The following is a 13,274-nucleotide window of genomic DNA, read 5'->3' as shown; positions in this document are numbered from 1 at the left end:
CCAATCTATGCCAGAGTAGCTTTGTTTATATTTACAGTTTTAAACAAAGCTACTCTTTATGCTTATTTATATTGCTTAAGAAGCTCTTTTTTAGATAATTAGTGTTATTGCTCGAAAAACAGAACAAGGTTATAGTCGTTAATAACTTTAAAAATTGAGTAACCTATTTTGAGCACTGAGACATCACAGGCAATGCCTTTAATTCCCCAGTTTGATGAATTACAAAAAATCTTTCTCGAAACGCCTTACTTGCCAATTGATAAACGTCTCGTTTTATTGAAAAAACTCCGTGTACGTATTGTTGAACTTGAGCAAGAGCTAGTAGATGCTGCTTCAAAAGACTTTGGTTACAGAACCGCTTTCGATACATTACTAGGCGATATATTACCTACAGTGCAAACACTCGCGCACATTATTAAAAAATTGCCAAAATGGGCAAAGCCAAGTGATCGCTCTGTGGGTTTAAGCTTATGGCCTTCAAAAGTAAGTGTTAATTATCAGCCCAAAGGTGTGGTTGGTATTATTGCACCGTGGAATTACCCGATTCAGTTAGCGTTAGTACCTGTGCTTACCGCCATAGCTGCCGGTAATAGAGTGATGCTTAAATTAAGCGAATTCACACCTCATACAAACGCCGTTATCGAAAAAATCTTTAAAGATGATCTGCAAGCTCATTGTAAAATAATACTAGGGGCGAGTGATGTTGCAGCACAGTTTTCATCACTGCCATTTGCTCATTTATTATTTACGGGTTCTACGAACATAGGTAAATTAGTAATGGCGTCAGCGAGTCGTAACTTAACGCCGGTAACGCTTGAACTCGGTGGTAAATCGCCAGTTATTATTACGCAAAATGCCGATATTAAAAAAGCGGCACAAGCCTTACTGTTTGGCAAAATGGCCAACGCAGGGCAAATATGCGTTGCACCCGACTACGTATTTGTACCCAAAGAGCTTGAGCATCAGCTTATTCAGCAATTATGCGAGTTGTATAAAAAGCATTTTAAAGACGGTGTTGAAGGTAAAAACTTAACTTCTATCATTAGCGATGCGCATTATAAACGTTTGGCAACCTACTTAGAGCAAGCCCAAGAACTGGGTGCAAACATTATTAAGCCACTTGAGCAAAACCAGCAAGACGAAGAAAAGCACCGTATGGGGCTGCATTTAGTAACTCAAGTAACTGACGAAATGCAGCTTATGCAAGATGAGTTATTTGGTCCAATACTACCAATAATGAGTTATGAAAAGCTCGACAGCGCAATTGACTATATTAAAGCTCATCATCACCCATTAGCGCTTTATATTTTAGGCCAAGATAAGCACGCTCAAGAATACATTATGAAGCAAACAATCAGTGGCACTGTGGCAATAAACGACACCTTAGTGCAAGTAACTGCTGATGATGCTCCCTTTGGTGGTGTAGGGCATTCAGGAATGGGGCATTATCATGGTATAGAAGGGTTTTTAACGTTTAGCCATGCTAAAAATACGTTAGTATCGGGCTCGTTTAATCCTCGCATTGTTATGCTACTAAAACAAAGCAAACTTATTATTAAGCTTCTAAAGTGGCTTTACATAAAATAATAGGGTGCTGATTTGGTAAAGTTGAATAAGTGTTAACTTGCTAATCAAGATATATTAAAAAGGCTGAATTACATTATGTAATTCAGCCTTTTTTAGATTAGTTTAAAGCTACGGTCTTAAACTTCTAAAATAAGACTTTAAAATAAGCGACCTTCGCCAGCATAGGTACCCACTTGTATTTTTGCATAAATGGCATCGGCTTTTTCTTTAGCTTCTTCAATTTCTTTAGGCAGCATTTTACGCTCATCAAGTTTACGGCTATGACTCGCTTGCATATTACCGTTGTACTCAGCGATAGTATTCCAAATATATGACTTTTCTAAATCTTTCGGCATACCTAGTCCTTCAAAATACATGAGGGCTAAATTAAATTGCGCTAAAGAGTAATTGTTTGCAGCTGCTTTTTCGTACCAGTTACGTGCCGCTTCATAGTCTCGTGTAACACCCACGCCATTAGCGTACATTACGCCCAAATTAAATTGAGCTGCAGGTAAATTCTTCTTAGCTGCTTTTTCAAATAAGGTAACTGCCATTTGATGATCAAGTTTAACGCCTTTACCTTCATCGTATAAAACAGCTAGAGCAAACATCGAATCAGCATGGTTCTTTTTAACGCCTTGTTGATAAAGTGCAGCTGCTTTGCGGTAATCGCGTGTTACACCGTATCCACCTTCGTATAATTTAGCTAGTTCGTAAATTCCTGGCGCAAAACCTTTATCTGTTAGGTATTGGAATTCTTTTAGGGCGACTGCAAATTCACCTTCGTTAGCTGCTCTTATGCCATCTTCTAATGTTGCATGAGCGAAAGGGCTGGCAAGTAAAACGCCAGCAAGAATGAGTGCTTTTAAATTAAACTGTGACATATTAATGTCTCCAATTAGTAATAGTTTCGATAGGTTTTAGGGCCAGTATATCTTGCCGCGATTAAATAGCGCCTAAATAGAACAAGTTTTAATCCCGAAAGGTAAACAGACTTTAGTTAAATGCTAAATTATTAAATTTTTGCACTATTTACGCATTTTAAACGTTTAATACTCAATGCATTTAAGTAGAGACTAAATCGGTTACTATAAATAGATGCAAAAAAGGGTGTCTACTGTTATGTTTTACGCCAGCTTTAGCGCAAACGCAAGGCGATACCTTATCAGATCGTGCGTATAAAATGTAAATAATAGCGCGGTGGACTTTTAAGGTAAGTAAATGAGTTTAAGAAGTGTAAGATACAGATTTTATAGAAAATTTAAAGAAATAAAAAAAGCCCGTTAGGGCTTTTTTGAGTCATATTAACCGTCACTAATATGAGCAATGTAGCAAGTAAATGTGATATTTGATGTTATTACTTGGGTCGAGTAAGTAATAACACGAAGCGGCACGCTCTTCTTTTAATGTGTCAGCATCCTTGCTGAATATCCTTCCATAGGCACTGAGGTCGGTACACTTTGTTTATGATAATGATTATTAGTTAGATTAACTCGCAAGTCAATGCTTAAATGATAATTATTATCAAATAAGGTTTTCATAATTATAAAATTAAAATAAGGAAAGTGATGCTTAATAATCTTAAAGCTAAAAAAGTGATAAATGCATGCTTTGCTATCAGCATGGTATTTTTGTGTAGCTGTTCAGCCTCATTCACTTATAACAACTTGAGCTGGCTTTCGTCATTTTGGGTAGATGATTATATTGATTTAAATAAAACACAAAATAAGCAGCTTAAACAGATTATTAACTCGACCCAAGCGTGGCATAGAAGTACGCAGTTACCCGCCTACAGACAAGACATACAAAATATAAAAGTATTGTTTAACCAAACATTGGAGGCTAAACAATTAAAAACACAGGTTGTGCTTGCAAAACAACATTGGCAGAACCTACTTGGATACGCAAAGCTGCCTTTAGCTGAACTTGGGGCAACCTTATCAAGTGAGCAAAGAGGTGAGCTTTTAGACAATATCCAAATAAAAATTAACGACGAACGCGAAGAGTTTAACGAACAAACCCCACTTGAGCGAAAAAGTGAGCGTTTGGAAGAGCAATTTGAATACTACGAGCAGTGGATAGGCAAGCTTAATAAACAACAAAAAGCGCTGATTAAATCAACTAATGAGCAACATCAAGACTCTGGAATGTTGTGGTTGGAATACAAACAAACCCGTTTGAATGCAGCCAAACAGGTATTTGAAAATGTTGAAATAACAAAAAAAGAATTTATAAATCAGTTGAGTACAGTTATTAAAGAGCGCGAACTATATATGAGCGACGCACTATTGAAAACCAATGAAGCAAACTTAGATTTATATATAAATTTACTCTACGAATTAAACTCAACCTTAAATGATAAACAACGCCAAAGCGTTAATGATCAATTTGATGAGTTAATTGAGACTTTAAACGATATAATAGAAAACTAAATTGTGCGTGAATTATTAAGTTTTAAATTAGCTGTTTAGGCTGATTTGTTTTTAAACGCAAAAATGCTTTTTAAAGGGCAATATATGGTTACAGATTTGAAAAGTATCTTAAACACTTGGTATCCCAACAGGGACAACCAAGAATGGGTTTTAGCTGCTTTGTACAAAATTGAAGGCTCTAGCTACAGAAAGCTAGGTGCTATGATGCTTATTTCGAGCCTAGGCGAGCGCTTAGGGATGCTTTCGGGTGGCTGTTTAGAAGCTGACATACAGCGCCATGCTAAACAAGTAATGAGTACTTTAAGCAGTAAAACCATTAGTTATGATGCCACCGATGAAGACGATTTAACATTTCAACTTGGCATTGGTTGTGGAGGCATAGTACATATTTTACTGCAGCCTATTCATAAGGCTAATGACTATTTACAGTTAGAGCTTGTATCTAAAGCACTTAATGAGAATAAACCAGGGCGATATCTTCAACAAGTAAGCCCCATTTTACCAGCCGGTAGTGGTGTATTTACGCAAAATGATGAGTTGCATGGTTTATCAATGAACCGCAAAGCGCAGTTGGTAGAATTACAAGGCGCTACGTGCTTGCAAACCTCTATTTATCCACCGCCCCATCTATTAATAGTAGGTGGTGGCGCAGATGCAGTTCCGGTTTATACATTTGCCAAACAACTTGGTTGGAGTGTAACGGTATGGGATACACGCGCGGCTAATGCAAAAAGACAATATTTTAAAAATGCAGATGCTATTTTGCGCATCACACCGAATGAGTTAAAAGAATATTGCATAACCCATAAAGTTGATGCGGCTATTCTAATGGCTCACAGCGTTGAACTTGACGCCAGTACGTTGGCTCAATTTAAAGATGTTCCGTTTAAATATATAGGATTATTGGGTCCGAAGCACAGACGTGAACAAGTTTTAGAGCACGCAAATACGCGTGTTTCACAAATTAAGTCTCCTGTTTTTGGGCCCGTCGGTTTAAATTTAGGCGGCGACTCGCCAGAGAGTATTGCACTATCGCTGATCAGCGAAATACATGCAGTGCTGTGTGATAAAGATGCCCAATCACTAAGTCATTGGGGGCAGGAGCCGTGCTAATTGCAAAAGTTGTTTTAGCCGCAGGGCAATCATCTCGCTTTAACGGCTGTAAATTAACAGCTGATATTGGCTTTGGCAAAACAATGATTGAGCATGCTGTAAATACACTGCAAGCACTTGATGACACGCCCGTGTATGTAGTTACCGGGGCATGGCATAAAGAAGTAGCGCAAGTACTGGCAGGCTATAAAAACATAGAGCTGATTGAGAACAAGCAATGGAGCCAAGGTTTGGGTCATTCAATAGCGACAGCTTCTCAAACTTTGTTTAAAAATAAGTCCTTTGATGGGATTTTATTTATGCTTGCGGATCAGGTTGAGCTAAAAGTAGCGCACTTAAGTGAGCTAGTTACTGGTTTTAAACGTAACCCATCGCGCTGGTGCGCAAACTATGGCGAGCGTTTAGGTGTACCCGCTTTATTCCCAGCGGTTGATTTATCTCAGCTTGCAAGCTTAACTTCAGATAGAGGTGCGCAGCAATTACTGCGCTCCAGCAGTGAGGTCGTCAATACAATTAGTTTAAGTAGTGCGAGTGTAGACATAGATACTCAAAAGCAGCTAAGTAATTTTATAGCTAAAAATGAGTGATAAAGTAGTAGTAGGGCAAAATAAGTTTTAGCTGCGCTAACGCTTTAGTGTAGTGGTTATGGTATTTAGTGTTAATGTAGCTGATGCGGTAACTATATGTGTTATGGATTAGTAGTTACAACAATCTTAACTGTTATAACCTTAGTTTAAATTAAACAATTTAAACGCAGGTTATAAAGCTTAATCAAGGGGCAAGCTATGGTGACGTTTACAATTAATGGCAAGGTGGTTGAATCACACGCAAGTGAAGATACACCATTGTTATGGGTTATTCGCGATGAAATTGGATTAAAAGGTACGAAGTTTGGTTGCGGTATTGCAATGTGTGGTGCGTGTACGGTGCATTTAGATGGGCAAGCAACTCGCTCATGTGTTTTACCAATTGGCGCAATTGCAGGAAAAAACATTACCACAATTGAAGGGCTTAATAACGAACATCCACTTCAAAAAGCATGGGTTGAAGAGCAAGTACCACAGTGCGGTTACTGTCAGTCGGGGCAAATAATGCAAGCTGCTACATTACTGGCAGCTAATCCAAGTCCTTCAGATGAAGAAATAGTAAGCCATATGAATGGTAACTATTGTCGCTGTATGGCTTATAAACGTATTAAAACTGCTATTCAACGCGCTGCAGATGAGTCACAAAGTGTAGTAAATATATTTGATCCAAATGCACAAGACGCTTAACTGGAGCCGATAATGAAAAAATTATTTCAAAAAAATAGCGAAACCGTTAATTTAAATCGTCGCTCGTTTATGATTGGCACTGCTAGCGCAGGCTTAGTCATGGCGTTTGCCCCTGCGTTATTTTCGGGTTCGCTCAGTGCAAAAGAATCAATTGCGCAACAGGCTTTTTCACCCACTATTTGGTGGACTATGAGCACCGACGGCGCCGTAGAAGTGAGTATTGCTAAAGTTGAAATGGGTCAACATATCGGTACTGCTCTTGCGCGTATTGTGGCTGATGAACTTGAATGTGATTGGGATAAAGTATCAATTACCTACGTAGATACTCATGAAAAATGGGGCTTTATGGTAACGGGTGGTTCATGGTCTGTATTTCAAAGCTTTAAGCCATTATCTCAAGCCGGCGCTGCGGGTCGAATTGCATTAATAGAAGCAGGAGCGAAAATGCTCGGCGTGCCTGCAGATAAATGTCGTGCTGAAAAGGGCTACATTATTGCAGGCGAAAAATCGGTTAGTTATGCTGACATAGTTAAAAAAGGCGAGTTTAATCGTACATTTACCAGTGATGAAGTTGCAAACCTTCCACTAAAACCTGCTAATAAACGTCATTTAACTGGGCTTAAACAAGACTTTAAAGCGCTTGATATACCAGCCAAAACAAATGGTACAGCAGTATATGGGATAGATGTAGAAGTTGAAGGCATGCTGTACGCGCGTCCAGTTATTCCACCAACTCGCTATGGCAGCACAGTAACAAACGTTGACGATAGTGCAGCAAAAGCAATTAAAGGTTACAAAGGCTATGAAATTTTAAATGACCCTAGTAACACAGTGCAAGGCTGGGTTGTTGTATTAGCTGATAGTTACCCAAGTGCCATTAAAGCAGTAGATGCTTTAAAGGTGAGTTACAAAAAGGGTGAGTCGGCAAATATATCTGAAGCTGATATTCAAAAAGAAGGTAAGCGATTATGCGAGCAACGCGACTCGGGCACTTTGTTTGTTGATGAAGGCGATATAAAGAAAACCCAAGCAGACGCTAGTGAGTCGTTAGAATCAATGTATACCACAGCGACAGCGAGTCATTATCAGCTAGAGCCATTAAATGCGGTTGCAGAGTTTAAAGACGGAAATTGGATTATTCATACTGGTAACCAGTGGCAGTCACTTACGTTACCAGCGCTTGCTAAAGCACTCGATATAGAACAAAACAAAGTAATTATCCGTCCTTACTATTTAGGTGGTGGTTTTGGTCGTCGATTATTTGGTGATTGGACTGTACCTGCGGCTCTAACTGCAAAAGCAGTAGGTAAACCAGTAAAACTGGTATTTACACGAGCAGATGATAGTTTATTCGATCAGTCTCGCTCTGCATCTGCTGCAAAAATGACGGCGTCGTTTGATAAAAATGGTACCTTCACAGGAATGGAACATGCATTTGCCGCTGGTTGGCCTACTAAAGCTATGGCACCAGGGTTTTTATCACCGGGTGTTGATGGCAAAGGTAAATTTGATGCATTTTCGGCATCGGGCGCTGATCATTGGTATAGCATGAGCAGTCATCGTGCACGTGCTATTAATAACGAAGTTGCACAAAGCACCTTTACTCCTGGTTGGTTACGTTCAGTAGGGCCTGGCTGGATTGCATGGAGCCTTGAGTCGTTTATTGATGAAATTGCCCATAAGCAAGGCAAAGATCCAGTTCAATTTAGAATTGAAATGTTAGACGGTAAAGGCAAGCAAGCGGGTAAAGCACCTGAGAGCGTTGGTGGAGCACTGCGCTTACGTAATGTGCTTAAAACGGTGTCTGATAAAGTAGCTTCTGTTAAATTAGCTAAAGATGAGGGCATTGGTTTTTCTGTAAGCTCAGGGCAAGAACGTACCATGCCAGCATGGCTTGCAACCGCAGCGCATGTTCACGTTAACCGTGATAGTGGTAAAATAACGCTTAAAAAGCTCTATGTTGTTGTAGATGCGGGCTTAATAGTTCACCCTGATGGCGCACTGGCGCAAATTGAAGGGTCGTTACTATGGGGCAGCAGCCTTGCATTGCATGAATCAAATACGTATAAAGATGGACAGGTATCAGCGACTAACTTTAATACTTATTTACCGCTAAGAATGCAAGATGCGCCAGATATTGACATTGAATTTTTACAAAGCGATGAGTTTCCAGTTGGTTTAGGCGAACCTGGTGTTATAGGGGTCGCTCCTGCTATTGGTAATGCTGTGTTTAATGCTGTAGGCGTGCGTTTACGTGACCTACCAATGAAGCCAAGCGAACTTAAAAAAGGCTTAGAAGCGTAAAACAAAAATAATTAAAGGGGTATGTTTTATGCTGCCCCTTTAAGTTATTAAATATATTTATGTAATTATTATTTATGTATCAATAGGTAGCGTTGTTTATACCAGTTTGCTTAATTAAACGATTAAGCATTATTGCAAATTGGTATTAGGTTGTTATTACGTGTTGATATTAGTTAAGGTTTATTTATGCTAATCGACCCAACAGGGCGAGAGTTTAGTTACCTACGTTTGTCTATTACGGATGTATGTAATTTTAAGTGTGTTTATTGTTTACCAGATGGTTATCAGGGCGGTCATGACCGTGGCTTCCTCACAATTGATGAAATTAGCAATACGCTTAAAGCGTTTGCACACCATGGTATTGAAAAAGTAAGGATCACTGGCGGAGAGCCAACCCTTAGAAAAGACTTTATAGATGTTGTTCGCGCGGCAAAAGATGTTGCGGGCATAAAAAAAATTGCAATGACCACCAATGGTTTTTCTCTTCATAAGAATATTCATGACTGGGTAGATGCAGGCTTAAACGCCATTAATGTAAGCATTGATAGTTTAGATTCACGCATGTTTAACACCATCACTGGGCATGACAAATTTACCTCAGTAATGAAAGGTATTGATACTGCGCTTGAAACGGGTATTGATTCGGTAAAAATAAACAGCGTGCTGATGAAGCAATACAACGCAAAAGAGTTTGATACATTTTTAAATTGGGTTAAACACCGCCCCGTCACCATCCGCTTTATAGAATTGATGCAAACAAACGACAACAAAGCCTTTTTTGATGCTAACCATGTTTCTGGGCAAGTTTTAAAAACTCAGCTACTACAAACGGGCTGGCAGCAAGTTGCGCGTAGTGCATCAGCAGGTCCTGCTCAAGAGTTTGCCCACCCCGATTATCAAGGCAGAATTGGTTTAATAATGCCTTACAGTAACGACTTTTGTAGTACCTGTAACCGATTAAGGGTTACAGCAAAAGGAAATCTGCACTTGTGTTTGTTTTCTGAAGAGGGTATTTCGCTAAGAGAATATATGAACGATAGTTCGCATAGTGAATTAATGGCCTTGTTATCTCGTTATATTAAAACTAAGAAGCCAACTCATCTTTTGCATCAAGGTAATACGGGCATCACCACTAATTTATCTATGTTAGGTGGTTAATTTTTAGAGCTAACTTGTAAACAAAAACATCAAACGTGTTCCTAAATCACCAATAAAAGGGTGTGTTTACATGGTTTTAGAGCAACAAAGCTTGTTAAATTGTATTTTCACGTTAAACTTACTTTTTATTTTTATTAAGTGATTAGAATGGATATCGCAGCCCTTAATAGCACTAAATCATTAAGAAAGGACGTTCTAAGAGGGATGTGCCTTTGCTTTGGTGTTTTATCGGTTGGATTTGCGGGATTTAATTTAACTGTAAATAACTTTCCATTGCTTGGCTATATCGAAATCTGTTTTTCTATTTATTGTATATTTACTTACATTACACTTATACGCCGACCATTACAGTTTTGGCAATCCGTTGTAATGTGCGCACTTATCACATTCATCGTTATTTTGGGTACATCTTTGGCGTCGCCTCGTAACGGTGTGTATGTATGGTCGTTTGCATTACCTATTTTGTACTACCTACTATTGGGTAAACAATATGGTGTAATTTTCTCTGCAAATTTATTAGTGATCCAAGTGTTTATTTTAGGTAGTCAGTCTACTCTTGCCCCTTTTGAGACTTTTAACTTATCCCTTAATCTACTCTGTGCTTATTTAAGTATTTGGGCAATTTCTCACGTTTTTGAAGGGAGTCGTTCACACTTTTCAAGGCGACTTAAAAATTTAGCGTTACTTGACCCACTAACGGGTGCAGGCAATCGCCTTTCAATGAACCACTACTTTGAAGTAGAACTACAAGATAAATCACAGTTATATTTATTCTTACTTGATTTAGATTTTTTTAAACAAGTAAATGATGAATATGGCCATGGTGTGGGTGACCAAGTGCTTATTGAAGTAGCGACTTTACTAAGAGTTATACTCGCTAGAGGGTATTTATTTAGAGTCGGCGGTGAGGAGTTTGCTTTATTTAGCTCTTTTGAAAATGAAGAGGCTGCACTTAATACCGCTGAACAAATAAGGGCACGTTTTGAAAGTACCACATTTGACATTGACGGCCTTGCAATCAATGTTACAACCAGTATTGGTGTCGCAAAATTTAAAAGTACCAATTCATTGGAAAGCTTTGTAAACCAAGCTGATAAACAGTTATACAAAGCAAAGCAATTTGGTCGCAATAAAGTGTATTGTAAGTTTAAAAAAGAAAATGATTACCAGGCAGTCGTTGCGTAAGTCGTGCTACTTAGTACATTTGTTCAAAGTTAGGGATCCCGTTTTCCCAAATCGGTTTATCTTTTCCTAAATGCTCGCGTACAGCGTCAAAAAATAATCGGGTTCTTACTGGTAAATCTCGATGCGGATATACGGCATACATTGCGCTCAATTCCATCAGTTTTACATCGGTCAATAAAGGCACTAACTTACCTTGTATTACTTCATCACCAATAATAAATGCAGGGGCGACAAAGTAAGTTGTACCCGATAATGTTTTCATTAACAATGACTCGGCATCATTAGCACGAAACACACTTTTTATTTTTTGCTCGCAGCGCTCACCTTTACTATCGTAATAATCTATTGCTTCTACTCGAATAGAATTACTGGCATAGCTTGCTGCTGGTAATTTCGCTAACTCTTCCATTGTTTTTGGCATACCATAAGTTTCAATAAACTGTGGCGCAGCTAAAATTAATAATCGATTACGCGCTATTTTACGTGCAATAAGTGACGAGTCTTTAGGCTCTCCTACACGAAAAGCCAAATCAAATCCTTCAGAGACTATATCTACAAATCTATCGTCTAAACGCAGTTCGACTTCTACTTGCGGAAAGCGTTTTTGAAAATCATTAAGCACAGGTTGTAAATAACGGCGACCAATAAGAGTTGATGAAGTGATTTTTAAAACGCCGCGCGGCTCTAAATGGTAGTTTTCAGCCATGCGCACGGTTTCGCCGAGCAGCTCTCTAAGCTCTGCGGCTTTTTTGATCATTTCGGCGCCTGCCGCAGTGAGCGAAAATGAACGGGTAGTACGGTTAAGTAACCTAACGCCTAACTCATCCTCTAAACGGCTAATTTGTTTAGATATAACAGAGCGATCTATGTTGCGTATTTCTGCAGCTTTAGCAAAAGAGCCTTGCTCAACTACTTCAAGTAACATTAAAAGTCGACTTGTTGTATCCATTATTACACCTTAACTAATCTATTGATGCCATTTTGGCATTAATGAATTTAAAAATCTATGGTTTTTACACACGGGTTTAATCCGTATTATGCGAGGCTAATCAACAATGGAGCGTCTTCATGAACAAACATCTAATTGCTGCTGCACTTACTGCGGCATCTTTAACACTTGCGGGTTGTGCTGATGAGAGCACAGCTCAATCAACACCTGCACAGCAACTTCAACCAATTGATGTAGCACAGGTGCTTGTTAAGCCGGTACAGAGCTGGCACACATATACAACTCGTTTAGAGTCTCCACAAGAAGTTGCTTTAATGCCGCGTGTATCAGGAATCATCGATAGCATTGAATTTAAAGAAGGCGACGTGGTTAAAGAAGGCGATGTTTTATTTCAATTAGATGCTCGCCCATTTGCAGCGGTTGTTGCAAGCTTAAAAGCGCAAATTAAAAGTGCAGAAGCCGCACTTGAACAAGCTAAAAGTGAAGACAAACGTGCGGTACGCTTATTAGACCGTAAGGCAATCTCAACTGAGCAAGCACAAGCGCGTACTTCAACACTGCGCCAACGCGAAGCACAGCTTTCTGCACTGCAAGCACAACTTACCTCAGCAGAACTTGATTTAGAGTTTACGTCAGTAGTATCACCAATTGATGGCATTATTTCTCGTGCAAATATTACTAAAGGTAATAACGTACTTGCGGGTCAAAGCGTATTAACATCGATTGTTTCGAACCAAGCTATGTACGCTTATTTTGATGTTGATGAGCGCACATGGAATAGCTCTTTTAATGATGTTACTGCTGCGAGCCATCAAACTGTTGTAATGCAAAAAGTCGGTCAAAGTGATTTTGCATACAAAGGCTACATTAACTTTATTGATAACCAAATTAATTCATCAACGGGCACATTACGTGTACGTGCCGTATTTAATGAAGACAACAACCAATTACGCGCAGGCTCGTTTGCACGTATCAAGCTTGCAGCCAATTCTATTAGCGACGCTATTATTATTCCAGAACGTGCAATTGGTACCGACTTAAAAAATCGTTTTGTATTAACCGTTGGCGAAAACAACGTACTTGAATACAAACTAATTACTATTGGTGAGCGTTACGGTGCATTACGTGCGGTTACTTCAGGCCTTAACGAAGGTGATGTAATTGCTGTAAATGGTCCTGCTCGCGTAGGTCCTGGTATGCCAATCTCTCCGCAAACAGTAACAATTGATACAAGCGGTGTGGCATTTACATTGTCAAACGACAACGCACAACTTGTGGCTAAGCAATAAGGTT

The 13,274-nt window shown here is 39.1% G+C and carries 11 protein-coding genes; 9 read left to right on the top strand and 2 right to left on the bottom strand.

Translation table 11 applies throughout. From position 1 onward, the window contains the following. Positions 1 to 192 precede the first annotated feature (192 nt). Complete coding sequence (locus I6F10_RS03075) at positions 193 to 1,587, top strand: coniferyl aldehyde dehydrogenase (protein WP_165742596.1); 1,395 nt, start codon at positions 193 to 195, stop codon at positions 1,585 to 1,587. A 137-nt stretch (positions 1,588 to 1,724) separates the two neighbouring features. On the opposite strand, the gene I6F10_RS03070 is transcribed toward I6F10_RS03075, so the two are convergent. Continuing rightward, a complete protein-coding gene (locus I6F10_RS03070; RefSeq protein WP_165742516.1) occupies positions 1,725 to 2,450 on the bottom strand; it encodes a tetratricopeptide repeat protein in 726 nt (241 codons plus the stop codon). Between the two features lie 684 nt (positions 2,451 to 3,134). Here I6F10_RS03070 and I6F10_RS03065 point away from each other — a divergent pair. The 7 genes from I6F10_RS03065 (at position 3,135) to I6F10_RS03035 (ending at position 11,032) form a co-directional block, all read left to right on the top strand. Continuing rightward, positions 3,135 to 3,998 carry a DUF6279 family lipoprotein gene (locus I6F10_RS03065; RefSeq protein ID WP_165742515.1) on the top strand — a complete coding sequence of 288 codons (864 nt, stop codon included), beginning with the start codon at positions 3,135 to 3,137 and terminating at the stop codon, positions 3,996 to 3,998. 84 nt (positions 3,999 to 4,082) lie between these two features. Next, the gene (locus I6F10_RS03060) at positions 4,083 to 5,111 is read left to right on the top strand and encodes an XdhC family protein (RefSeq protein WP_165742514.1); all 1,029 of its coding nucleotides are present in this window, start codon (positions 4,083 to 4,085) and stop codon (positions 5,109 to 5,111) included. Beyond that, entirely contained in the window at positions 5,105 to 5,698 is a 594-nt protein-coding gene (locus tag I6F10_RS03055) for a nucleotidyltransferase family protein (protein WP_165742513.1), read from the top strand. Before I6F10_RS03060 ends, I6F10_RS03055 begins: the two co-directional genes overlap by 7 nt. A 198-nt stretch (positions 5,699 to 5,896) precedes the next feature. Then, on the top strand, positions 5,897 to 6,385 hold the full coding sequence (locus I6F10_RS03050) for a (2Fe-2S)-binding protein (RefSeq protein ID WP_007582016.1): 489 nt from the start codon (positions 5,897 to 5,899) through the stop codon (positions 6,383 to 6,385). 12 nt (positions 6,386 to 6,397) lie between these two features. Then, a complete protein-coding gene (locus I6F10_RS03045) occupies positions 6,398 to 8,689 on the top strand; it encodes a xanthine dehydrogenase family protein molybdopterin-binding subunit (RefSeq protein WP_165742512.1) in 2,292 nt (763 codons plus the stop codon). Between the two features lie 186 nt (positions 8,690 to 8,875). Beyond that, a complete protein-coding gene (gene moaA, locus I6F10_RS03040) occupies positions 8,876 to 9,847 on the top strand; it encodes a GTP 3',8-cyclase MoaA (protein WP_165742511.1) in 972 nt (323 codons plus the stop codon). A 147-nt stretch (positions 9,848 to 9,994) separates the two neighbouring features. Beyond that, positions 9,995 to 11,032 carry a GGDEF domain-containing protein gene (locus I6F10_RS03035; RefSeq protein ID WP_165742510.1) on the top strand — a complete coding sequence of 346 codons (1,038 nt, stop codon included), beginning with the start codon at positions 9,995 to 9,997 and terminating at the stop codon, positions 11,030 to 11,032. Between the two features lie 10 nt (positions 11,033 to 11,042). Here I6F10_RS03035 and I6F10_RS03030 read toward each other — a convergent pair whose 3' ends face one another. Next, positions 11,043 to 11,981: a LysR family transcriptional regulator gene (locus tag I6F10_RS03030; RefSeq protein ID WP_165742509.1), complete on the bottom strand. Its 939-nt coding sequence runs from the start codon at positions 11,979 to 11,981 to the stop codon at positions 11,043 to 11,045. Between the two features lie 119 nt (positions 11,982 to 12,100). Between I6F10_RS03030 and I6F10_RS03025 the strand changes: the two genes are divergently transcribed. Beyond that, entirely contained in the window at positions 12,101 to 13,270 is a 1,170-nt protein-coding gene (locus I6F10_RS03025; protein ID WP_165742508.1) for an efflux RND transporter periplasmic adaptor subunit, read from the top strand. Positions 13,271 to 13,274 lie beyond the last annotated feature (4 nt).

The sequence above is a fragment of the Pseudoalteromonas sp. SWYJZ98 genome (genome assembly GCF_015864495.1).
Lineage (GTDB): Bacteria > Pseudomonadota > Gammaproteobacteria > Enterobacterales > Alteromonadaceae > Pseudoalteromonas > Pseudoalteromonas distincta.
The sequence above is the reverse complement of the archived record's forward strand: the minus strand, read 5'-3'. Positions and strand labels throughout refer to the sequence as shown.

Coding starts and splice junctions, on each gene's coding strand:
- I6F10_RS03075 (WP_165742596.1), top strand. CDS start 193: ATGCCTTTAATTCCCCAGTTTGATGAATTACAAAAAATCTTTCTCGAA.
- I6F10_RS03070 (WP_165742516.1), bottom strand. CDS start 2,450: ATGTCACAGTTTAATTTAAAAGCACTCATTCTTGCTGGCGTTTTACTT.
- I6F10_RS03065 (WP_165742515.1), top strand. CDS start 3,135: ATGCTTAATAATCTTAAAGCTAAAAAAGTGATAAATGCATGCTTTGCT.
- I6F10_RS03060 (WP_165742514.1), top strand. CDS start 4,083: ATGGTTACAGATTTGAAAAGTATCTTAAACACTTGGTATCCCAACAGG.
- I6F10_RS03050 (WP_007582016.1), top strand. CDS start 5,897: ATGGTGACGTTTACAATTAATGGCAAGGTGGTTGAATCACACGCAAGT.
- I6F10_RS03045 (WP_165742512.1), top strand. CDS start 6,398: ATGAAAAAATTATTTCAAAAAAATAGCGAAACCGTTAATTTAAATCGT.
- moaA (WP_165742511.1), top strand. CDS start 8,876: ATGCTAATCGACCCAACAGGGCGAGAGTTTAGTTACCTACGTTTGTCT.
- I6F10_RS03035 (WP_165742510.1), top strand. CDS start 9,995: ATGGATATCGCAGCCCTTAATAGCACTAAATCATTAAGAAAGGACGTT.
- I6F10_RS03030 (WP_165742509.1), bottom strand. CDS start 11,981: ATGGATACAACAAGTCGACTTTTAATGTTACTTGAAGTAGTTGAGCAA.
- I6F10_RS03025 (WP_165742508.1), top strand. CDS start 12,101: ATGAACAAACATCTAATTGCTGCTGCACTTACTGCGGCATCTTTAACA.